The organism is Actinoplanes sp. NPDC049802 (genome assembly GCF_040656595.1).
GTDB lineage: Bacteria > Actinomycetota > Actinomycetes > Mycobacteriales > Micromonosporaceae > Actinoplanes.
The window spans coordinates 1-22335 of record NZ_JBFAMR010000033.1; the positions used below are offsets into that span (position 1 = coordinate 1).

Below are 22335 nucleotides of genomic sequence, written 5' to 3' on the forward strand. Positions count from 1 at the left end.
AGCAGTTTGTTGTCCTGGCCGACGGCCTCTAACACGGGGGCGCCGCAGCAACGTGATCGGTCGAGGGCCGCCCCACTTGGGGTCGGCCCTCGACTGCGTTTATGGGCAGATCCCCTAGTAACTTTGTGTATCGAGAACAGCGTGTGTCGGAGCAGGGCCACCCGGGCCTCAGTAGCCCGCCGCCGTACTGGAAGGAATGATCCGTGAGTACAGGACCGCAGGACGGCGGCTCCAGCAACCGCGACGACGACCGTCGGCCCGGCCGGGGCCGTGACGGAGATGGCGACGGTCGCCGCGGTGACCGGAGCGGCTATCAAGGCGGCGGTGACCGCAGCGGTTCCCGTGGCGGCTATCAAGGCGGTGGCGACCGCGGCGGCTTCCGTGGCGGTGACCGTGGTGGCTATCAAGGCGGTGGCGACCGCGGCGGCTTCCGTGGCGGTGACCGTGGTGGCTATCAGGGTGGCGGCGACCGTGGCGGGCGTCCGAGTGGTGACCGGCCTGGTTACCAGGGTGGTGGTGATCGCGGTGGTTTCCGTGGTGGCGACCGGCCTGGTTACCAGGGTGGTGGCGACCGTGGTGGGTTCCGCCGGGATGACCGCGGCGGCGACCGTGGCGGCTTCCGTGGGGGAGACCGTGGCGTAGAGCGCGGCGGCTACCAGGGTGGCGGCGACCGTGGCGGCTTCCGTGGCGGTGACCGGCCCGGTTACCAGGGTGGTGGCGATCGCGGTGGTTTCCGTGGCGGCGACCGGCCCGGTTACCAGGGTGGTGGCGACCGTGGTGGGTTCCGCCGGGATGACCGCGGCGGCGCCGGCGGCGACCGTGGCGGGCGTCCGAGTGGTGACCGGCCTGGTTACCAGGGTGGTGGCGATCGCGGTGGTTTCCGTGGCGGCGACCGGCCCGGTTACCAGGGTGGTGGCGACCGTGACCGTGGTGGTTACCAGGGTGGCCGTCCGAGCGGTGACCGGCCCGGTTACCAGGGTGGCGGTGATCGCGGTGGTTTCCGTGGTGGTGACCGTGACCGTGGTGGCTACCAGGGTGGGCGTCCGAGCGGCGACCGGCCCGGCTACCAGGGTGGTGGCGACCGTGACCGTGGTGGCTACCAGGGTGGGCGTCCGAGTGGTGACCGGCCTGGTTACCAGGGTGGCGGTGATCGCGGTGGTTTCCGTGGTGGTGACCGTGACCGTGGTGGCTACCAGGGTGGGCGTCCGAGTGGCGACCGGCCTGGTTACCAGGGTGGCGGCGATCGCGGTGGTTTCCGTGGTGGTGACCGTGACCGTGGTGGCTACCAGGGTGGGCGTCCGAGCGGTGACCGGCCGGGCTACCAGGGTGGGCGTCCGAGTGGCGACCGGCCCGGTTACCAGGGTGGTGGTGATCGTGGCGGGTTCCGCGGCGACGACCGTGGGCGTCCGAGCGGTGACCGGCCTGGTTACCAGGGTGGTGGCGATCGCGGTGGTTTCCGTGGTGGTGACCGTGACCGTGGTGGCTACCAGGGTGGGCGTCCGAGTGGCGACCGGCCGGGCTACCAGGGTGGGCGTCCGAGCGGTGACCGGCCGGGCTACCAGGGTGGGCGTCCGAGCGGTGACCGGCCTGGTTACCAGGGTGGTGGCGACCGTGGCGGGGCCCGGGAAAGTTTCCAGGGCGGCTCGGGTGGATTCCGGGGCGACCGGGACCGGGGCGGCGACCGTGGCGGGTTCCGTGGGGGTGACCGCCCGCAGGGCGGTGGCTTCCGTGGCGACCGCGACCGCTCCTTCGGGGACCGGCCGGGTTACCAGGGTGGCGGCTCGCGCGGTGACGACCGGGGTGGATTCCGCGGTGGTGACCGGGACCGTGGTGGTTACCAGGGTGGCGGCGACCGGGGTGGGTTCCGCGGTGGTGACCGGGACCGTGGTGGCTACCAGGGTGGCGGCGACCGGGGTGGGTTCCGCGGTGGTGACCGGGACCGCGGTGGCTACCAGGCCGACGGCGAGACCGGCGGACAGCCGGCGTTCGTGGCGCCGGAGATCCCCGAGGAGATCACTGCGACCGACCTCGACCAGGAGGTTCGGGCGGAGCTGCTGAGCCTGGCCCGGGACATCGCCGACAAGGTCGCGCGGCACCTGGTGGCGGCCGGGCAGATCATCGACGAGGACTCCGAGCTGGCGCTCCAGCACGCGATCGCGGCGCGGCGGCTGGCCTCGCGGATCGCGGTGGTGCGGGAGGCGGTCGGCCTCGCGGCGTACGCGGCGGGTGACTGGACGACCGCGATCGCCGAGCTGCGGACCTATCACCGGATGACCGGGCGGCAGACCCACCTGGCCGAGCTGGCCGACTGCGAGCGGGCGCTGGGCCGTCCCGAGCGTGCGATCGACCTGTTCCGGGGCGCGGACTCCGCGAACCTGGAGAAGGCCGGGGCGATCGAGCTGCTCATCGTGGCCGCGGGCGCCCGGGGTGACCTGGGACAGCACGACGCTGCCGTGGCGATGCTCCAGACCAAGGAACTGACCGCGGACGACGACGCCGAGTGGGCGGCGCGGCTGCGGTACGCCTACGCCGACGCCCTGCTGGCGGCGGGTCGCCGGGAAGAGGCGCGGGAGTGGTTCGCCCGGGCCGCCGCAGTCGACGAGGAGCAGGTCACCGACGCGGCCGAGCGGCTGCTCGAGCTGGACGGTGTCACCATCGAGGGCGACGACGACCAGGACGAGGAGCTGGACGGCGAGGACGGTGAGCGGGCCGCCGCGGACGCGCCGGCTTCGGACCGGGCGGACTCGGCCGACGAGGACGACCGCACCGACCGGGACGCCGACCTCGAGGACGATGATCTCGCAGATCAGGACGGCGCCCTCGAGGAGAACGACGACGACCTCGCCGACCAGGACGACGAGGAGGACGACCTCGAGGACGACGTTCTCGAGGACGGCGACATCGTGTCCGGCGACATCGAGGACGGTGACCTCGACGACGAGGACCTGGACGAGGACCTCGACGAGGACGAGCCGGTGGCCGTCGTGGAGACGGACGTGAACACCGACGCACTCAAGACCGAGAAGGACGCCCCGGAGACGGAGAAGCCGGAGACGGCCGAGACCGGCACCGCGGGCGACCACGACGAGAAGGCACAGGCGGACGAGTACGTCGGGCAGGCCGGCGACGAGGACAAGCCGCAGGCATGAGCGATCACCTCGCCGGCGGCTACGACCTGGTCATCTTCGACCTGGACGGGGTCGTCTACCTGATCGACAAGCCGATCCCGGGAGCCGCCGAGGCGGTCGAGCGGCTGCGTGCCGATTCGACACCGATCGCGTACGCGACGAACAACGCCTCGCGGCGTGCCGCCGATGTGGCGGCGCTGCTGACCGGCATGGGTGTGAGCGCGGAGCCGGCCGAGGTCCTCACCTCGGCCGGCGCCTCGGCGGCGCTGCTCGCCGAGCGCCTGCCGCACCGTGCGAAAGTGCTGGTGGTGGGTGCGGAGGCGCTGCGCGCCGAGGTCCGCGACGCGGGCCTCGAACCGGTCGGTTCGGCCGAGGACGAGCCGGTCGCGGTTCTTCAGGGGTACGGGCCCGAGGTCGGCTGGAAGATCCTGGCGGAGGCGGCGCTCGCGGTTCGTGCCGGGGCCGCCTGGTACGCCACCAACACCGACCGCACCCTGCCCAGCCCTCGCGGTCCGCTGCCGGGCAACGGCTCGCTGGTCGCGGTGCTGCGGACCGCGCTCGACCGGGATCCGGACGTGGTGGTCGGCAAGCCGCAGCCGGGCCTGTTCACGACAGCGGCGAGTCTCGCCGGGGCGCGGCGACCGCTGTCGGTCGGTGACCGGCTGGACACCGACATTCAGGGCGCGGTCGGCGCGGGTATGGACAGCCTGCTGGTGCTCACCGGTGTGAGCGGTCCGGCCGACCTGCTGGCCGCACCCGGCGACCGCCGGCCGACCTACGTCGCGGCCGACCTGTCCGGTCTGTTCCGCCCGGCCGACGGCGCTCGTGTGCCCGCGCCGGGCGACACGGCCGGCGGCTGGCGGGTCACCAGGGACGGCGATCACGCGACCTTGGACGGCTCCGGCGATCCGGTGGACGCGCTGCGCCTGCTCTGTGGTGTGACGTGGGATGGCGTCGACCCGTCGGGGATCGAGCCGCTCTCGTCCGAGGCGCGGGAGCTCCTGGCCGGTTGGGGAGTGTGGGCAGTCGGCTGAGTCGTTCGGCTGGTGGGCGGGCTGCGCCTGTTCTGTGACGTGGACGGCGTAGGGCCGGTCGGCGATCGAGCCGCTCTCGTCCGAGGTGCGGGAGCTCCTGGCCGGTTGGGGAGTGTGGGTAGCCGGCTGAGTCGTTCGGCTGGTGGGCGGGCTGCGCCTGTTCTGTGACGTGGACGGCGTAGGGCCGGTCGGCCATCGAGCCGCTCTCGTCCGAGGTGCGGGAGCTCCTGGCCGGTTGGGGAGTGTGGGTTGCCGGGTGTGGGCGGGTGCCGTCTGGGGCCGCGATGCAGCCTTGGATGACCCACCGGATGCGGCCTGTTGCCCGGACGGTTTCTCATCGTGGGTCTCCCGGTTTCGGGAGGCCCACGATCGCGTTCGGGGACGTGTCGGCCGGACCACCGGATCAGCCCGGCGCGGGCGTCGCCGCCTTGTGTTGCAGATGGTCGCCGTCGGCCGGATCGGGGGCGGGTAGGCGTACCGGAAATGGGGTTTATGGGTGTATGCGGGTGAGGCCGGCCAGCAGGCGGGAAGCGTCGTGGGCGGCGTCGTCGGGGTGGAAATCCGCCGAGCGGGCGCTCGAGACGGGACGGTAGCCGCGGCGCGGGGGTGGGGGCGCGTCCGGATCGATCCTCAGGAAGCCGTCGACGACGGCCACCACCGGGGCGCTCATCCAGTCGAACGAAGGTACAGCCAGTTGCTCGGCGCGCTCGTGAAGGCCGATGCGCGGGAGGCTGGGGCGGGCAGGTCGCATGATCGCTCCCAGAGGCGGGGCCGGCCGGACGCCGGCCGTTCAATTCCCTTGGTTTCATCGTCGCACTGTTCATGCGGGAAACCGACGGTCTTCCGGCATTTGCCGCTCTGGGTCAAGAGCCCCCTTTTCCGGAGGATCATTGGGGTGTGAGCTCGTTTACCCTGCCGCACGGCGCGCGTCTCTCCGAGGTGTCCTGGCGGGCCCGGCACCGGATCGTCAGCCGGTTGCTCTGGCTTCACGTGCCGGTGTTCCTGGTGGTCGGCCTGCTCGGGCCGCGGCCGCTGTGGGAGACCGTGCTGCTCGCCGCCGGCGTCGGGGTGTGGGCCGGGCTGGCGCCGCTCGCCGGGTCGGCCAAGGCGCAGTCCTCGCACATCAGCGTCGGTTTGATCGCGTGCACGTTCGTGGCGATCGAACTGACCGGTGGACACATGTCCACCCACATCCACCTGTACGCGGTGCTGATCTTCGTGGCCCTCTACCAGCAGTGGGCGCCGCTCGTGTCGGCGATCGTCGTGGTCGTGCTCCACCACGGGGTGCTCGGACTGGTGTCACCGGAACGGGTGTTCGGCGAGCACCACATGGGTGTTGTCGCCGCCCTCGGCATGGTCGCCCTGCACGCCGGTTTCGTCACTCTCGAAGTGGTCGGCATCGTCGTCTTCTGGCACTTCGCCGAGCAGGCGGAACGGGAGAACGAGATACTCGCCCGGAATGCCGAGGAGGCACGGCGCGAGGTGGAACGGGCCGAGCGGGAGAACCGGGAACGGGCCGCCGACGAACTGCGCCACCGATCCGAGGAATCGGCGGAAAAAGCCCGCCGGATCGCCGTCGAGGTGGCCGGCATCAGTGCCGAGGCGCACGCCGCGATCTCGGCCGTCGCCGCCGTCGACCGGGAGCTCGCGGCCCTGACCGCATCGGTGCGGGACATCGCCGAACGATCCGCGCGGGCCGCCGGGACCGCGTCCACCGGCAAGGACGCGGCCGCGTCGGCCGGCGCGAAGGTACGACAGCTGGAACGGTCGGTCGGTGAGATCGCCGACGTGAACGCGATCATCGCGTCCCTGGCCGAGCAGACGAACCTGCTCGCGCTCAACGCCACCATCGAGGCGGCCCGCGCAGGTGAGCTGGGCAAAGGGTTCGCTGTCGTGGCCGGTGAGGTCAAGGACCTGGCCCGGGAGACGGCCACGTCGGTGGAACGGGTCAACCAGGTGATCACCACGATCGTGGCGGAGACCGGGGACGTGGCGCACACCTTCGCGTCCACGACCGGCGCCGTCGACGATATCCACGAACTCCAGCTGAACATCGCCTCCTCGGTGGAGGAGCAGGCCGCCGTCCTCGCCGAGGTGACCACCCAGCTGTCCACCGCGACCGCGGCCGCCGACCAGGTGCTGGCGGGTCTGCAAACCCTCTCCGCGACAGCCGAGCGCTGACCTTTGAACCTCGGCACCGGCCGCGCCCGTATCCCGGGGCACGGTCGGTGTGGCGTTTTCAGAGGAGTTTGCGGAGCTTGAGCAGGTCGAACGGGTTGGCCCGGACGGAGGAGATCACCCGGGGCAGCTCCAGCCTGCCGTTGACCAGCGCGATCAGATCGTCGCTCGTGATGACCAGGGCGATCTTGGCTTTCGGGTCGTCACCGTCGGCGATGTCGACCAGCCGGCCATCCACGAGGCGGCCGTGGAACGCCGTGCCGAGGTCGGTCAACCGGCAGGCGAGGGTGCGGTTGAGATCGAGTTTCCCCTGGGCTTCGGCGTTCGCGGCGAGCCGGGCGGCAAGATCGTGCAGTGCCTGCCGGCACTCGTCCACGGTGGCCATCAGCATCCTCTCCGGTGACACCAGCCATACGACACCAGCACGGTACCTCAGTGGTTTCCTGGAGGTGCCCGGTAGCGTGGCATCCGACGCGGCGAGAGGAGGCGGGACATGCCGGACGCATGGCGGGCATATCTGGACCTCGCACTCGGTTTGACGGAAGCCCCCCGGAAGAAGGCGCAGCAGGTCGCCGGGGAGCTGCTCAACCGGGGCGGGGCCACGGCGGCGCAGGTGCAGGGCCTGGTGGAGGACCTGCTGTCGGCGGGGATCGCGAACCGGGAGGCGCTGACCAACATCGTGCGGTACGAGGTGGACCGGGCGCTCGGGCGAGTGGGACTGGCCACCGTCGACGAGGTGTCCGAACTGACCACCCGGGTCCACGACCTGGAGCGGCAGCTGCGCGAGGCGCAGGCCCGCTCCGGCTCGGCGGAGGCCGTCGGCGGGACGCGGCTGGACAAGCCGGCGCCGGCTCCTTCCGCTCCGGCCAGGAAGACGGTGGCGAAGAAGGCGGTCAAGGCCAAGCCGAACGCGATGCCGGCGGCGGGGACCGTGCCTGCCGCGGTGCCGGGGAACGCGGCGCCGACGAGTGAGCCGGAAGCGGACACCACGCCGGTCAAGGCCGCGCCGGTCAAGCGGGTACCCGCCAAGCGAACGCCTCGGAAGGCCGCTTCCGGGCCCGCGGCTGAGGTCGCGGAGACTCCCGCGGCGGTTCCATCGGAGACTCCGGCAACATCGGTCGCCGAGCGTGCGCCGGCCAAGAAGGCGGCCGCCGAGCGGGCGCCGGCGAAGAAGGCGGTCGCCGAGCGTGCGCCGGCCAAGAAGGCCGCCGCCGAGCGGGCTCCGGTCCGGAGGGCTGGGACCGTGGCGGCGCCGGTCAGTGCCGTGACCGAGGCCGCGGCGGCGACCGAGGTGCCGCCCGCGCCCGCGCCGCGTAAGCGGGCGCCGCGCCGGGCGCAGGTGCCGACCCAGTCGACGCCGGCGACGGAGAACGTCGGCCAAACCGGAACCACGGAGGCGTGAGGCCGTGACGTACCCCAGTTCCGCGCGGCCCGGACCGCGCCCGGGGCCGCCGCCGGGCGGGTTCCGGCCGGGTCCGCCCGCGGGCGGCCACCCCGGCTCCGGCTCCGGCTCCGGCACCGGGTATCCGGGTGCCGGAAGTGGGGAGGACACCGGTCATCCGGCGGTCGACGCGGTGCTGCGGTCGCTGGCCAACGCGGCGCGGCTGGCGCCGGGCGAGCAGATCGCCGAGTACGAGGCCGCGTACCAGGTGCTTCAGGAGACGCTGGCCGGCATCGACCGCTGAGGCCGCCGTATGACCGGCGGCGAGTAGGTTGTGCAGGCCGTAACGAACCGCCCGTACCGATGAAGGATTCTGATGGCCCGCCGCGCGCGTCTCGACGCCGAGATCGTCCGTCGTAAGCTCGCCCGCTCCCGGGAGCAGGCCGCCGCGCTCGTCGCGGCCGGTCGTGTGCGGGTGCGCGGCACCGTCGCGTCGAAGGTGGCGGCCATGGTCGACCCGGCCGACCCGATCGTGGTCACCGGGGAGGACCCGAAGGACGAGTACGTGTCCCGTGGCGGCCACAAGCTGGCCGGCGCCCTGGCGGCGTTCGGTCCCGGAGGGCTGGCCGTGACGGGTCGGCGCTGTCTGGACGCGGGCGCCTCGACCGGCGGGTTCACCGATGTCCTGCTGCGCGCCGGGGCCCGGCAGGTGGTGGCGGTCGACGTCGGGTACGGGCAGCTGGCCTGGCCGATCCGTACCGATGAGCGGGTGGTGGTGCACGAGCGTACGAATGTGCGATCGATCACACCCGACTCGATCGGCGGCCCGGTCGACCTGACCGTGGCGGATCTGTCGTTCATCTCGTTGCGGCTGGTGCTGCCCGCGCTGGCCGGGTGCACCGCCCCGGACGGCGACCTGGCGCTGATGGTGAAACCGCAGTTCGAGGTCGGTAAGGAACGGGTCGGCTCGGGCGGGGTGGTCCGTGACTGGCGGCTACGCGCCGAGGCCGTGATGGACGTGGCCGCGGCCGCCGCCGAGCTGGGCCTGGGGGTGGCGGACGTGACCGCCAGCCCGCTGCCCGGGCCGAGCGGCAATGTGGAGTTCTTCGTGTGGTTCCGGCGGGACGCGCCGGCGGCCGACCCGGACAGGGTGGCGGCCGTGGTCGAGGCCGGCCCGGCGGGGGAGAAGGCGGCAGGCGGCGAGCCGGTGGACGAGGCCGGCCCGGCGGGGGAGAAGGCGGCAGGCGGCGAGCCGGTGGGCGAGGAAGCCCCCGGGGAAGCTCTCTTGGAGGAAGAATGACGCGCTCGGCCCTGCTGGTCACGCACACCGGGCGTAGACAGAGCACCCAGCACGCCCGGGCGGTGGCGCTGGATCTGATCGCGGCCGGTTTCGAGGTGCGGGTGATCGCTGAGGAGGTCGCCGATCTGGAGCTGCCGGAGGCGGTCAAGCCGGTCGACGGCCCGGAGGCGGCCGACGGCGTGGAGATCGTGATGGCGCTGGGTGGTGACGGCACGTTTCTGCGGGCGGCCGAGCTGGCCCGCCCGTCGAAGACGCCGCTGCTCGGCATCAACCTGGGCAAGGTGGGCTTCCTGGCGGAGGCCGAGATCGATCACATCGATCATGCGGTGGCCGAGGTGGTGGCCGGTGAGTACGCGGTGGACGAGCGGCTCACCCTGGACGTGCGGGCGGAGTACGACGGACGGCTGATCGCCGAGTCGTGGGCGCTCAACGAGGTGACCGTGGAGAAGGGGCAGCGGGCGCAGATGCTCGAGCTGCTCGTGGACGTGGACGGGCGGCCGCTGTCCCGGTACGGCTGCGACGGTGTGGTGTGTGCCACGCCGACCGGGTCGACGGCGTACGCGTTCTCGGCCGGGGGACCGGTGGTGTGGCCCGAGGTGGAGGCGCTGCTGCTCGTGCCGATCAGCGCGCACGCGCTGTTCAGCAAGCCGATCGTGACGGCGCCCACCTCGACGTTCGTGTTGACGGTGGACCCGTACACGTCTTTCGCGGTGATGTGCTGTGACGGACGCCGCACCTGGGACCTGCCTCCGGGGTCGACGGTGACGGTGGAGCGCGGCCGGCTGCCGGTACGCCTGGTCCGCCTGGCGCCGCGGCCGTTCACCGACACGCTGGTGGCGAAGTTCGGGCTGCCGGTGGTCGGCTGGCGGGGCAATCGACGCTGATCAGAAACCCCCGAGGTGGGCTTTTGTCGGTGGCTCCCGATACTGTTCGCCTGTGCTGGAGGAACTGCGCATCACCGGGCTCGGCGTCATCGACGACACGACGCTGCGCCTCTCGTCGGGTATGAATGTGATCACCGGGGAGACCGGCGCCGGTAAGACGATGGTGGTGACCGGTCTCGGACTGCTGTTCGGGGGCCGGGCCGACGCCGGGCGGGTCCGGGCCGATCCGGGCCGGGCCGTGGTGGAGGGCCGGCTGAAGGTCGGCGGGACACTCGGCGACGCCGTGCGCACCCGGATCACCGACGCCGGTGGCGAGGCCGACGACGACGGCTCGGTCCTGCTCAGCCGCACGGTCACGGCGGAGGGCCGGTCCCGGGCGCACGTCGGCGGCCGGAGCATGCCGGTGGCGACGCTGAGCGAGCTCGGCGAGCAGGTGCTGGCGGTGCACGGCCAGTCCGACCAGCTGCGCCTGCTGCGCCCGTCGGAGCAGCGGTCCGCGCTGGACAGGTTCGCCGGCCCGGAGCACGAGAAGCTGCTGGAGTCCTATCGGGAGGCGTTCGGCCGCTGGCGCGCGGTGGTCGAGGACCTGACCGACCGCCGTCGCAACGCCCGGCAGCGTTCGCAGGAGGCCGACCTGCTCAAGCTGGGCCTCGACGAGATCACCCGGGTCGGCCCGCAGCCCGGTGAGGACGAGGATCTGCGTGCCGAGGTGCAGCGGCTGGAGCACGCCGAGGGGCTGCGGGTCGCGGCCAGCCTGGCGGCGCAGGCGCTGGCCGGCGGGGTGGAGGCGGCCGACGACACACCGGATGCCACCCAGCTGCTCGGGCTGGCCCGGCGCACCCTGGAGGGCCAGTCGGCGGTCGACGCGTCGCTCGGTGACCTGGCCGCCCGGATCGAGGAGGCGGCGACCCTGGTCGGTGACGTCTCCTCGGAGCTGTCGGCCTATCTGGGCTCGCTCGACGCCGACCCGGCCCGGTTGGAGGCCATCTACGAGCGGCGGGCCGCGCTGCGGGGGTTGACCCGGAAATACGCGGACGACATCGACGGTGTGATCGCCTGGGCGGAGATGGCCCGCACCAAGCTGGGCGAGCTGGACAACTCCGACGAGCTGCTGGAGGAGCTGGACCGGGAGCGGCAGCGGCTCGAGGGGGCCGTCGCCGAGCTGGCCGGGCGGCTCACGGCGGCCCGGCGGGAGGCGGCCGGCCGGTTCTCCGAGGCGGTCAGCGTCGAGCTGGCCGGGCTGGCCATGCCGCACGCCCGGGTCGAGGTGGCGGTGCTCACCCGGGCGCCGTCACGCGACGAGCCGGCCGTGACGGTCGACGGCCGGACCGTGGCCGCCGGGGCGGACGGCGCCGACGAGGTGGAGCTGCGGCTGCTCGCCCATCCGGGCGCGCCCGCGCTGCCGCTGCAGAAGGGCGCCTCCGGCGGTGAGCTGTCCCGGGTGATGCTGGCCATCGAGGTGGTGTTCGCCGGCGCCGGTGGGCCGCCCACCCTGGTGTTCGACGAGGTGGACTCGGGTGTCGGCGGGACGGCCGCGGTGGAGATCGGCAAACGGCTGGCACGCCTCGCGCGTACCCATCAGGTGTTGGTCGTGACGCATCTGCCGCAGGTCGCGGCATTCGCCGATCGCCATCTCGTGGTGGCGAAGGACACCGGTGGGGCGATCACCACCAGTGGTGTGCGCATCGTGGAGGAGACCGAACGAGCCCGCGAGTTGTCCCGCATGCTGGCAGGTTTGCCCGACTCCGACCTGGGTATAGCGCACGCCGAGGAGTTGCTCTCCGTGGCGGCGCGGGAGAAACGCGCTTGAGCGGGCCGGACGCGGCCGCCTCGATCAAGCCTCGATAGTGAGCTGGCGCATGTCGCGGGGAAAGTGGGTGCGACGGCATGTCAGGATGGCCGGGATGCGACTTCCCATTCCCACCCTCCGCCGGACCAAGGGCGCCGAGCCCGGTCCGGTCTCCGGCGTGGCCCGGCTGGACCGGCGGACCAAGCGCCTGACCGGCCGGCTGCGGCCCGGTGAGATCGCCGTGATCGATCACCTCGACCTGGACCGGGTCGCGGCCGACTCGCTGGTCGCCTCCGGGGTGATGGCGGTGCTCAACGCCAAGCCGTCGATCTCCGGGCGGTACCCGAACCTCGGCCCCGAGGTGCTGATCCAGGGCGGCGTGATCCTCGTCGACGACCTGGGTGAGGACGTCTTCGCCGGCCTTCGGGAGGGTCAGGTCGTCAGCATCGAGGGCGGCGCCGTGCTGCTCGACGGCGAGCCGGTCGCCTCCGGGGTCCGGCAGGACGCGGAGAGTGTGGCCAAGTCGATGGCCGACGCCCGCGAGGGCCTGTCGGTGCAGCTCGAGGCGTTCGCCGCGAACACCATGGATTACCTGAAGCAGGAGCGGGACCTGCTGCTAGACGGTGTCGGTGTGCCGGAGGTGCAGACCCGCATCGCCGGGCGGCACGTGCTGATCGTGGTCCGGGGCTACGACTACAAGGAGGACCTGGAGGTTCTCCGGCCGTACATCCGGGAGTACAAGCCGGTCCTGATCGGCGTCGACGGTGGCGCCGACGCGCTGGTGGAGAACGGCTACACCCCCGACCTGATCATCGGGGACATGGACTCTGTCACCGACGACGTGCTGCGCTGCGGCGCCGAGGTGGTCGTCCACGCGTATCCGGACGGGCGTGCTCCCGGCCTGCAGCGTGTGCAGAATCTGGGCGTCGACGGGCTGACCTTCCCGGCCGCCGCCACCAGCGAGGACCTGGCGATGCTGCTCGCCGACGAGAAGGGCGCGTCCCTGATCGTGGCCGTCGGCACGCACGCCAACCTCGTCGAGTTCCTGGACAAGGGCCGCGGCGGCATGGCCTCCACCTTCCTCACCCGGCTCAAGGTCGGCGGCAAGCTGGTCGACGCGAAGGGCGTGAGCCGGCTCTACCGGCAGACCGTCTCCGGGTCGGCGGTGCTGCTGCTGGTGCTGTCCGCGATCGCCGCGATGGCGTCGGCCGTGGCGGTCTCCACGGTGGGGAAGGCGTATCTCACCGTGGTGTCCGAGTGGTGGGACAATTTCGTCTTCCAGCTTGGCAATCTTTTCTGAGGGCGTCGTGATCAACTTCCGGTACCACGTGGTGTCGCTCACCGCGGTCTTCCTCGCGCTGGCGATCGGCCTGGTGGTGGGCACCGCGGCGCTCAACGGCCCGGTCTCCGAGAACCTGCGGGACAACCTGGCACAGCTGAACAAGGACAACAACGTCCGCCGGGAGCAGGTCAACAAGCTCAACGAAGAGGTCAACCGCAACCAGGACTTCGCCAAGGAGATCGCGCCCATGCTGCTGGGCGGCAAGCTCGCCGCCCGCAAGATCGCGGTCGTGGCGCTGCCCGGCGCGGACGAGCAGGCCGACGGCGTCGCCGAGATGCTGACCGTGGCCGGCGCCACGATCACCGCCCGGCTTCAGGTCGAGGACAAGTTCTTCGACTCGAACTTCGCCACCGAGCTGCTCCAGTTGGCCGACCAGTCGGCGCAGCCGAGCTTCTCGGCGGCCGGGCTGCCGCTCAACAGCGACGGCGTCGAGACCGCCAGCGCCCTGCTGGCGCTCGCCCTCCAGCAGAGCAGCGGCACCACCCAGCCCAGCGCCGACGACGTGACCGCGGTGCTGGCCGCCTTCGCCCAGCCCGGCTATCTCACCGCCGAGGACGGCGCGACCGGCGGCGCCGAGGCGATCGTGCTCGTCGCCGGGGCGCCGGCCACCGACAAGGAGGCCGACAAGAAGAGCAAGGCCGCCGTCACGATGGCCAACCAGTTCCACAGGAACCGGCCGCTCGTGGTCGCCGGCGACAGCTCCGGCGAGGGAAACCTGGTCTCCAGCATCCGCAGCGACCCGACCCTGGTGCAGGACATCTCCACGGTGGACAACGTGGTCACCGTGCAGGGGCAGGTCGCCACCGCGCTGGTCACGGCCGAACGGGTGGTGCAGAACAAGATCGGACAGTACGGTCTGGGCGCCGGCGCCACCTCCATCGTGCCGTCGGCCGCGCCCTGACCCGCCCCGGGTGGCCCGAGTCTCGCCAAGGGCTGGCCGGGCCGCGGCGTGGCCCGGGCGGCGCCTGCCGTCAGCCCCACCGGGACCCCGCCTCGCTCCGGCTCTCCTTTCGGGCCACGGGCTAGACTCTGCGGCCATGGCCTACCTCCGCTCCTTCGGCATCGGCGCCCTGGTCGCGCGGGCCGCGCTCGGCTGGGTGCGGCACGACCCGAAAGCGGGCGAGCTGCGCCGGACCAACTTCCACGGGCGGACCGTGACACTCGCCGGCGGGCCGGCCCTCGCGGTCGGCGCCACGGTCGGTGCGGCCTCCGGGGCCCCGACCGGGCGGCTCGCCGCGGCGGCGGTCACCGCCGGAGCGGTCAGCGGTGCGGTCGGCTTCTACGACGACATCGTCGGCAACCGGCCGGAACAGAAGGCGGCCAAAGGCTTCGCCGGACATCTCGGCGCGCTGCGCGAGGGGCGGGTCACCAGCGGGCTCGTCAAGATCGCGGGAGTCGGCGCGGCCGGGCTCGCCGCGTCCGCGCTGATCGGCAGCGGGCGCCGGACCCGGGCCGGCCGCGGGCTCGACGTGCTGCTCGGCGCCGGGGTCATCGCCGGGACCGCCAACCTGCTGAACCTGCTGGATCTGCGCCCCGGCCGGGCGATCAAGGCCGGGCTGATCGTCGGGGCGCCGCTCGCCGTCGGCCGCAACGCGCCGATGGCCGCCGGGACGCTCGGCGCCGGGGCCGCACTGCTGCCCGCCGACCTCAACGAGGAGATCATGCTCGGTGACGCCGGCGCCAACGCGCTCGGCGCGCTCCTCGGGGTCGCCCTGGTCACCCGCAGCGGGACGGCCGGGCGTGCCGCCGCGCTGACAGTGCTGGCGGCGCTGACCGCGGCCAGCGAGAAGGTCAGCTTCACCAAGGTCATCCAGGACACGCCGTGGCTGCGGACCCTCGACGAGTTCGGCCGCCGGCCACCGGCGTGACGAACTCCTCCGACACGGGCGCGGCCCTCCCACCGGGCGATCTCTCCGGCCCGGCCGCGCCCTCCGCGCCCGGCGGCGCTTCCAGCTCGGATGCGCCCCGGCCCGGCGATTCCCGCTCCTCACCTGCCACTTCCGCTTCGGGCACACCACCGAAACCTCGGGGTACGGGCGCCAAGCTCGCCGGCGCCGCCGCGCTGATCTCGGTGCTCACGATCCTGGCGCGGCTCGCCGGGTTCGGGCGGACCACGGTGTTCTTCTACACCGTCGGCGACGACAGCCTGGCCGACGTCTACCTCGCCACGAACCTGGTGCCGAACATCGTCTTCGAACTGGCCGCCGGCGGCGCACTGGCCAGTCTCGTGGTGCCGCTGCTCGCCGGGGCGGTCGCGGCCGGGGACCGGGCACGCGTCGACCGGGTGGCGTCCGCGCTGCTCACGTGGGTGCTGGCGGTGACCGTACCCCTGGCGGTCCTGGTGTTTCTGATCTCGGGATCGATCACCGGGCTGTTCGACGTCGCGGCGGAACATCAGGAGGTCGCCGCGCGGATGTTGCGGGTCTTCGCGCCGCAGTTGCCGCTCTACGGTGTCGGGATCGTGCTGACCGGCGTGCTGCAGGCGCATCACCGGTTCGCGTGGCCGGTGATCGCGCCGCTGCTGTCCAGTGTGTTGGTGATGACCGCCTATCTCACCTATGCCGGGATCGACGGCGCGGGCTCGGACTTCACGGGGCTGAGCCGGGCCGGTGAGCTCACCCTGTCGGTGGGCACCACCCTCGGTGTCGTGGCGCTCAGCCTCTGCCTGCTGATTCCGGTGTCGCGGCTGCGGTTGCGGCTGCGGCCGTCGTTCCGGTTCCCCGGCGGCGAGGGGCGGCAGGCGGTCCGGCTGGGCTGGGCCGGTGCGGTCACGGTCGGCGCGCAGCAGGTGGTGGCCGCGCTGATCGTGGTGTTCGCGGCGCGGCAGATGGCGCCCTACAGCGGCGCGCAGACGCTCTTCCTGCTGCCGTGGGCGGTGCTCGCGGTGCCCCTCGCCACCGCGGTCTATCCGCGACTGTCGGCGGCGGCTTCAAACAACGACGAGACGGGGTACGCGTCCGCGCTCGCCGGAACGGCCCGGTCGGTGGCGCTGCTGGCCGGACTGGGCATGGCCGGGCTGGCCGGGCTCGCGATCCCGATGACCCGGCTCATGGAGGTCCCGGACGCGGTTCCCGGTGTGGTCGGCTTCGCGCCGGGCCTGCTGGGCTACGCGATGTTCGCGCTGCTGTCCCGGGCCCTGTACGCGCGTGGCGCCACCGTGGCGGCCGCGGTCGCCTCAGCGGTGGGGTGGCTCACCGCCGGAGTGGCGGTGATCGTCGCCACAACGGCCGCCGACGGGGGCCGCGAGGTGTTCGGTCTCGGGCTGGCCAACGCCATCGGCATGTCGGTGACCGGTTTGCTGCTGGTCCTGGCGGTGCGGCGGCACGCCGGCCCGGCCGCGCTCGCCGGTCTCGGGCGGGCGGCCACCGCCTCGGTGGTCGCGGCTGCGTTCGCCGGTCTCGCCGGCTGGGGTGTGGTCCGGGCCCTGGAAGCGGCGTTCTGGCCCACCCCGGGCGTGTTCGGCAGCCTGGTTGCGGGCATGCTGGGCGGTGTGACGGTGGCGGGCGTCTTCGCCGGGCTGGTGTTCGTGCTGGACCGGCGGGACGTCGGGCCGCCGGTGGCCGCGCTGGGGCGGCGCTTGCGCGGATAGGTGACGGTCTTGAGGCGCACCCGCTGCGGCGCGCCGGGTGGGGCGCGGGTGTGTTCGTCCCGGCCGGGAGCGCGAGACGGGTGCTCGTCCCGGGCGCTCCGGGCCCGTCCGAAGCCGGCGCCGGGACCCGCGCCGAAGCGATCGCGAGGAGCGGAGACAATTCCGGAGCCGGAGCCGGAGCCGGAGCCGGAGCCGGAGCCGGAGCCGGAGCCGGAGCCGGAGCCGGAGCCGGACCCGGACCCGGACCCGGACCCGGACCCGGGATCGAAATCGGGACCGGGACCGGGATCGAAATCGGGAACGGAAACGGGACCGGAAACGGAGCCGGAACGGAATCCGGGCCGGCCGACCGTCGGTGCGGGCCGGGGTCGGCGCAGGCGTCGGTCAGGGAAACGCCGGCCGGAGCGGACGCCGGCCGGTGCAGGGCCAGCGATCGCGCGGCGGTCGGCGGAGGAGAGGGGTAGTCGGGGTCGTGAGCAGCGACGAGGAGTGGCGCGGCTCGGTCGTGCTGGTGGTCGCGTCCAGTACCGGCGGGATCGGTCAGCACGTCGCCTCGCTCGCCCGTGGCCTGGTCGCCGACGGGTGCCGGGTGCTGGTGTGCGGGCCGGGCGCGGTGGATCAGCATTTCGGGTTCTCGGCGAGCGGCATCGAGTACTCGATCGTGGAGATCCCCGCCGACCCCGGACCGCAGGACTCCGGCGCGATCCGGCAGTTGCGCCGGGCGATCGCCGGGCGGGACGCCGACGTGATCCACGCGCACGGGCTGCGGGCGGCTTTCGTGGCCTCGGTCGCGCGGACCGGCGTACCCCTGGTGGTGACCTGGCACAACGCGGTGCTCGCGCGTGGTCTCAAAGGCCAGGCCGGCGCCCTGCTGGAGCGGATCGTGGCGCGTAACGCGGTGCTGACGCTCGGCGCGTCGGAGGATCTGGTGCAGCGGGCCGTCGCGCTCGGTGCGCGCAACGCGCGGCTCGGCCCGGTCGCGACGCCGCAGCTCGCGCCGCCGAAACGGTCCCGCGGCGCGGTGCGCGCCGAGTTCCGGCTGCGCGGGGAGACGCCGTTCATCCTGTCGGTCGGCCGTCTGCACCCGCAGAAGAACTACGATCTGCTGATCGACGCCGCCGCCCGCTGGCGGGAGCTGGACCCGGCGCCGGTGGTGGCGATCGCCGGGTCCGGGCCCAGCTACATGCCGCTGGCGCAGCGGGCGTCACGGGTGCACGCCGAGGTCCACCTGCTCGGGCACCGCACCGACGTGCCGGATCTGCTGGCCGGCGCCGACCTCGCGGTGATCACCAGCGATTGGGAGGCGCGGCAGCTGTTCGCGCAGGAGGCGCTGCACGCCGGGGTGCCGTTGATCACCACGGCGGTCGGCGGGCTGCCCGGACTGGTCGGCGACGCGGCGGTGCAGATCCCGCCGAACGACCTGGACGCCCTCGACGGCGCGGTCCGGCGGCTGCTGGCCGATCCCGGGCTGCGTGCCGACTACGCGGCCCGTGGCCCACGGCAGGCCGCCACCTGGCCGGGCGAGGCGGCCGTGGTCGCCGACGTGCGCTCGGCCTACGCGGATGTCGCGGCGGTCCGCCGGTGACCGCTTCACGCAGCCTCGACCGGGTCCGGCGGGTCCGGCCACCGGGCACCCCACGCGGCCCGATGGTGGGCGCCTGGGTGCCGTTCGTGCTGATCGCCGTGGTGGTCGCGGCGGCCGTCGTGGGCCTGTCGTTCCGCCCGGCCGAGCAGGAGCGCCGCGGCGACGCCGACTACGTGATCGTGGCCGCCGCGGCCGGGCTGCGCTGGGAGGACCTGGATCCGCAGCGCACCCCGGCGCTGTGGCAGGAGGCGGCCGCCGGCTCGGTGGGCTGGCTCTCGGTACGCTCCGCGCACTCCGTCACCTGCCCGTCGGACGGCTGGCTGACCCTCGGCGCGGGCAACTACGCGGCCTGGGACACCCGGGCCGTCAACGGCCGGTGCCCGGCGGCGGAACCCCGGCTGACCCGGCCGGACGGGATCGGCGCCAACCTGACCGACCAGCAGAACGTGGTACGCGTCAACCAGAACCGGCTGCCGTACGGGACCACCCCGGGCGCCCTGGCCGAGTCGGTGCGCTGTTCGGTGGCGGTCGGCCCGGGTGCCGCGATCGCCGCGGCCCGCCCGTTCGGGCGCGTCGACCGGTACGTGCCCGAGCTGCCCGGCGATCCGGCGAAGCTGCTCAGCGAGTGCGTGCTCAACTTCATCGACCTCGGCACGATCGCCGGGTCGGGTGCGGAGCGGGAGGCCGCGGTGACGGCCGCCGACCGTACCCTGGCCCGGGTCCTGGCGGCCCGGCCACCGCGCTCGCTGATGCTGATCGCCGGCCTCGCCGACACCGAGACCTCCTCGCGCCTGCACGTGGCGATCGCCGAGGGACCCGGCTGGGAGGACGGCTGGCTCACGTCGGCCGGCACCGGCCGGGAGGGCTACCTCCAGCTGGTCGACCTGGCGCCGACCGTGCTGTCCGCGCTCGGCCGTCCGGCCCCGGAGAAACTCTTCGCCGGGTACGCGGCCACCGTCCTGCCGGACCGGCCCGGTGACCCGGCCGAGGCGATGCAGGGCGCGCAGGACGCCGACCGCCGGGCCATCGCCCAGCGCGGTGTCACCGAGATCTTCTTCACCGTGCTGGCGATCGTGCAGCTGGTGCTGTTCGCCGCGGTGATCCCGGTGCTGATCCGGGCACGCCGGCACGCCGGGCCGCTCGGGCCGCCGCTGCCGCCGCGCCGCCTCGTGTCGCTGGCCGAACTGGCGCTGATCGCGGCCGGGCTGGCCATCCCGGCGGCGCTGCTGGCCGACGTGGTGCCGTGGTGGAGCAGCGACCACCCGGCGTGGATGTTCGGGTCGGCGACGGCGGTGCTGATGGCCGCCGGGACGCTGCTGATCCGGATGGCGCCCCGCTACGAGCGGACCCTGTGGCCGATGGCGGCGGTCGCCGCGATCAGCGTGCTGGTGGTGGCGGTCGATCTGATCACCGGGGCGCGGTTGCAGCTCAACGGGGTCGCCGGGTATTCGGCCATCCACGGGGTGCGGTACGCCGGGCTGGGCAGTGTCGGGCTGGGCGTCTTCGTGGCCGGTCTGCTGCTGCTGGCCGGGTCGCTGGCGCAGTGGGTGAGCCGCCGGTGGCGGCCGCTGATCGTGGTCACCTTCGGCGGGCTGGGCGTGGTCATGGTGGGCAGCCCGTACCTGGGGGCGGACCCGGTGGGGGCGATCGCCGTCACGGCCGGGGTGTGTGTGGCCGCCGCGATCAGCACCGGCGGCTGGCTGACCTTTCCCCGGTTCGCCTGGGCGGCGATGACCGGTATCGCGGTGACCATCACGTTCGCCGTTCTGGATCTGAGCCGGGCGCCGCTGGAGCAGGGCACCCTGGGCCGGTTCCTGACCGCGCTCGGTGACGGCACCGCCGGTCCGGCCATGCAGCGGGCCGCCGCGGCGAACGGTCTGGCGCTGCTGGGCAGCCCGCTCAGCCTGCTGGCCCTGTTCGGGGCGGCGATGCTGGTGTTCTGCCAGTTCTCCCCGTGGGGCGGCCTCAACCGGGTCTACGGGCTGCATCCGGCGGTCCGCGCCGGGGTGGCCGGGACGGTGGTGGCCACGCTGATCGCCGGGGTGCTCGGCGGCACGGCTCTCGGTGTGGCCGGGGCGGCGGCCGCCGCCGCGGTGCCGGTGGCGGTGCTCACCGCCTTGCGGGTGCTGTTGCACGCCGCGGACCGGACTCCGCCGCCGGGCGAGACCGACGGGCCCGGCGGGCCGCTGCTGCGCAAATCGGACGATGATCCGGTACCGGTGCGGTGACGGGACAAAACGCGGCCCGTTTCCGGCGGTGCGGGCGCATGATAGTCCTTCCCCGGGCCGGCCGCGGTGGGGGGCGGCCGTGAACCGGCCCCGTTGACACGCACGCCGACCAGCCCGAACATGGCGGCTCCGGCAAACAGTGTTACGGTGAACTCCCGTGGATGGGGCCCGGCCCCGGCCGCACGAACCGGAACATCGGCGACCACGGGAGCGGGCGTTGGCCTCTACAGTGCGCGACACGCGGCACATCTTCGTCACCGGGGGCGTCGCCTCCTCACTGGGCAAGGGCCTCACCGCCTCCAGCCTCGGCAATCTGCTCACCGCCCGCGGTCTCCGCGTCGTGATGCAGAAGCTGGACCCTTACCTCAACGTCGACCCCGGGACGATGAACCCGTTCCAGCACGGTGAGGTGTTCGTCACCGAGGACGGCGCGGAGACCGACCTCGACGTCGGCCACTACGAGCGGTTCCTCGACCGGGATCTCTCCGGCAAGGCGAACGTCACGACCGGCCAGGTGTACTCGGCGGTCATCGCCCGGGAGCGGCGCGGCGAATACCTGGGCGACACCGTGCAGGTCATCCCGCACATCACCAACGAGATCAAGAGCCGGATCTTCGCGATGGCCGACCCGGACGAGAACGGCAACGTTCCCGACGTGGTCATCACCGAGGTCGGCGGCACCGTCGGCGACATGGAGTCGCTGCCGTTCCTCGAGGCGATCCGCCAGGTCCGGCACGAGGTCGGCCGCGACCACGTCTTCTACCTGCACGTGTCGCTGGTGCCGTACCTGGCGCCGTCGGGTGAGCTGAAGACCAAGCCGACGCAGCACTCGGTGGCGGCGCTGCGCAACATCGGTATCCAGCCGGACGCGCTCATCTGCCGCAGCGACCGGGAGATCCCGGAGAAGATGAAGCACAAGCTGGCGCTCTACTGCGACGTCGACGCGGAAGCCGTCATCGCCTGCCCGGACGCGCCGAGCATCTACGACATCCCGAAGGTGCTGCACGACGAGGGCCTCGACGCGTACGTCGTACGCCGTCTGGGTCTGTCCTTCCGGGACGTCAACTGGAAGACCTGGAACGATCTGCTGGAGCGGGTGCACCACCCGAAGCGGACCATCACCATCGCCCTGGTCGGCAAGTACGTCGACCTGCCCGACGCGTACCTGTCGGTGAGCGAGGCGATCCGGGCGGCCGGCTTCGGCAACACCGTCAAGATCAAGCTGCGCTGGGTGCCGAGCGACGACTGCGTCACCCCGGCCGGCGCCGCTGCCGCCCTGAAGGGCGTCGACGGCATCGTCATCCCGGGCGGCTTCGGCGTCCGCGGCATCGAGGGCAAGGTCAACACTTCCCGGTACGCGCGGGAGAACCGGATCCCGATCCTCGGCCTGTGCCTCGGTCTGCAGTGCATGACCATCGACGCGGCCCGCAACCTGGCCGGTCTCGCCGACGCCAACTCGGTCGAGTTCGACGAACAGGCCCAGTACCCGGTCATCTCGACGATGGCCGACCAGCAGGACATCGTCGCCGGCAAGGGTGACATGGGCGGCACCATGCGGTTGGGCGCCTACCCGGCCAAGCTCACGGAGGGCTCCATCGTCGCCGAGGTGTACGGCGCCACCGAGATCTCCGAGCGGCACCGGCACCGTTACGAGGTGAACAACGACTTCCGTGACAAGCTGGCGCAGTCCGGCCTGGTCTTCTCCGGCACGTCGCCGGACGGCCGGCTCGTCGAGTTCATCGAGCTGGACCGGGAGACGCACCCGTACTTCGTGGCGACCCAGGCGCACCCGGAGCTGAAGAGCCGGCCCACCCGGCCGCATCCGCTCTTCGACGGCCTCGTCAAGGCGGCGATCGCCTACGCCGCCGCCGACGAGCTGCCGGTCGAGGCCTCCTGA

General features: G+C 72.9%; 18 protein-coding genes. 15 read left to right on the plus strand and 3 right to left on the minus strand.

Annotation, left to right across the window (positions count from 1 at the left end; all coding sequences use genetic code 11):
- Positions 1–2096, minus strand: a 2096-nt coding sequence (locus tag AB0I88_RS22865) for a hypothetical protein (protein WP_361027867.1), incomplete at its 3' end; no start/stop codon positions are given.
- Here AB0I88_RS22865 and AB0I88_RS22870 point away from each other — a divergent pair.
- Both AB0I88_RS22870 and AB0I88_RS22875 read left to right on the plus strand, forming a co-directional pair.
- The gene (locus AB0I88_RS22870; protein ID WP_361027870.1) at positions 1989–3149 is read left to right on the plus strand and encodes a Replicase polyprotein 1ab; all 1161 of its coding nucleotides are present in this window, start codon (positions 1989–1991) and stop codon (positions 3147–3149) included. The two genes, AB0I88_RS22865 and AB0I88_RS22870, sit on opposite strands and share 108 nt — an antisense overlap.
- Positions 3146–4162: an HAD-IIA family hydrolase gene (locus AB0I88_RS22875; protein ID WP_361027873.1), complete on the plus strand. Its 1017-nt coding sequence runs from the start codon at positions 3146–3148 to the stop codon at positions 4160–4162. Before AB0I88_RS22870 ends, AB0I88_RS22875 begins: the two co-directional genes overlap by 4 nt.
- Before the next feature lie 490 nt (positions 4163–4652).
- Here the strand turns inward: AB0I88_RS22875 and AB0I88_RS22880 are convergent, their stop codons facing one another.
- Complete coding sequence (locus AB0I88_RS22880) at positions 4653–4913, minus strand: hypothetical protein (protein ID WP_361027876.1); 261 nt, start codon at positions 4911–4913, stop codon at positions 4653–4655.
- A gap of 146 nt (positions 4914–5059) precedes the next feature.
- On the opposite strand from AB0I88_RS22880, the gene AB0I88_RS22885 reads away from it, so the two are divergent.
- On the plus strand, positions 5060–6343 hold the full coding sequence (locus tag AB0I88_RS22885) for a methyl-accepting chemotaxis protein (RefSeq protein WP_361027879.1): 1284 nt from the start codon (positions 5060–5062) through the stop codon (positions 6341–6343).
- A gap of 58 nt (positions 6344–6401) precedes the next feature.
- Here the strand turns inward: AB0I88_RS22885 and AB0I88_RS22890 are convergent, their stop codons facing one another.
- Positions 6402–6725 (minus strand): sterol-binding protein, encoded by a 324-nt coding sequence (locus AB0I88_RS22890; RefSeq protein ID WP_361027882.1) that lies wholly within the window; start codon positions 6723–6725, stop codon positions 6402–6404.
- Between the two features lie 108 nt (positions 6726–6833).
- Here AB0I88_RS22890 and AB0I88_RS22895 point away from each other — a divergent pair, with 108 nt between their 5' ends.
- The 12 genes from AB0I88_RS22895 to AB0I88_RS22950 all read left to right on the plus strand — a co-directional run bounded on the left by AB0I88_RS22895 (position 6834) and on the right by AB0I88_RS22950 (position 22335).
- On the plus strand, positions 6834–7742 hold the full coding sequence (locus AB0I88_RS22895) for a hypothetical protein (protein WP_361027885.1): 909 nt from the start codon (positions 6834–6836) through the stop codon (positions 7740–7742).
- 4 nt (positions 7743–7746) lie between these two features.
- Positions 7747–8025, plus strand: a complete 279-nt coding sequence (locus AB0I88_RS22900; RefSeq protein ID WP_361027888.1) for a hypothetical protein — start codon at positions 7747–7749, stop codon at positions 8023–8025.
- Positions 8026–8097: 72 nt separating this feature from the next.
- A complete protein-coding gene (locus AB0I88_RS22905; protein WP_361027891.1) occupies positions 8098–9021 on the plus strand; it encodes a TlyA family RNA methyltransferase in 924 nt (307 codons plus the stop codon).
- Positions 9018–9905 carry an NAD kinase gene (locus tag AB0I88_RS22910; RefSeq protein WP_361027893.1) on the plus strand — a complete coding sequence of 296 codons (888 nt, stop codon included), beginning with the start codon at positions 9018–9020 and terminating at the stop codon, positions 9903–9905. Before AB0I88_RS22905 ends, AB0I88_RS22910 begins: the two co-directional genes overlap by 4 nt.
- Before the next feature lie 52 nt (positions 9906–9957).
- Positions 9958–11715, plus strand: a complete 1758-nt coding sequence (gene recN, locus AB0I88_RS22915) for a DNA repair protein RecN (RefSeq protein WP_361027896.1) — start codon at positions 9958–9960, stop codon at positions 11713–11715.
- Positions 11716–11800: 85 nt separating this feature from the next.
- Positions 11801–12994, plus strand: coding sequence for a putative cytokinetic ring protein SteA (gene steA, locus AB0I88_RS22920; protein WP_361028100.1), 1194 nt, complete (start codon positions 11801–11803; stop codon positions 12992–12994).
- Positions 12978–13937: a copper transporter gene (locus AB0I88_RS22925; RefSeq protein WP_361027899.1), complete on the plus strand. Its 960-nt coding sequence runs from the start codon at positions 12978–12980 to the stop codon at positions 13935–13937. Before steA ends, AB0I88_RS22925 begins: the two co-directional genes overlap by 17 nt.
- 136 nt (positions 13938–14073) lie before the next feature.
- The gene (locus tag AB0I88_RS22930; protein ID WP_361027902.1) at positions 14074–14904 is read left to right on the plus strand and encodes a hypothetical protein; all 831 of its coding nucleotides are present in this window, start codon (positions 14074–14076) and stop codon (positions 14902–14904) included.
- Between the two features lie 203 nt (positions 14905–15107).
- On the plus strand, positions 15108–16625 hold the full coding sequence (locus AB0I88_RS22935; protein WP_361027905.1) for a lipid II flippase MurJ: 1518 nt from the start codon (positions 15108–15110) through the stop codon (positions 16623–16625).
- 472 nt (positions 16626–17097) lie between these two features.
- Positions 17098–18210: a glycosyltransferase family 4 protein gene (locus AB0I88_RS22940; protein WP_361027908.1), complete on the plus strand. Its 1113-nt coding sequence runs from the start codon at positions 17098–17100 to the stop codon at positions 18208–18210.
- Positions 18207–20438 carry a hypothetical protein gene (locus tag AB0I88_RS22945; RefSeq protein WP_361027911.1) on the plus strand — a complete coding sequence of 744 codons (2232 nt, stop codon included), beginning with the start codon at positions 18207–18209 and terminating at the stop codon, positions 20436–20438. Before AB0I88_RS22940 ends, AB0I88_RS22945 begins: the two co-directional genes overlap by 4 nt.
- A gap of 217 nt (positions 20439–20655) precedes the next feature.
- A complete protein-coding gene (locus AB0I88_RS22950) occupies positions 20656–22335 on the plus strand; it encodes a CTP synthase (RefSeq protein WP_361027914.1) in 1680 nt (559 codons plus the stop codon).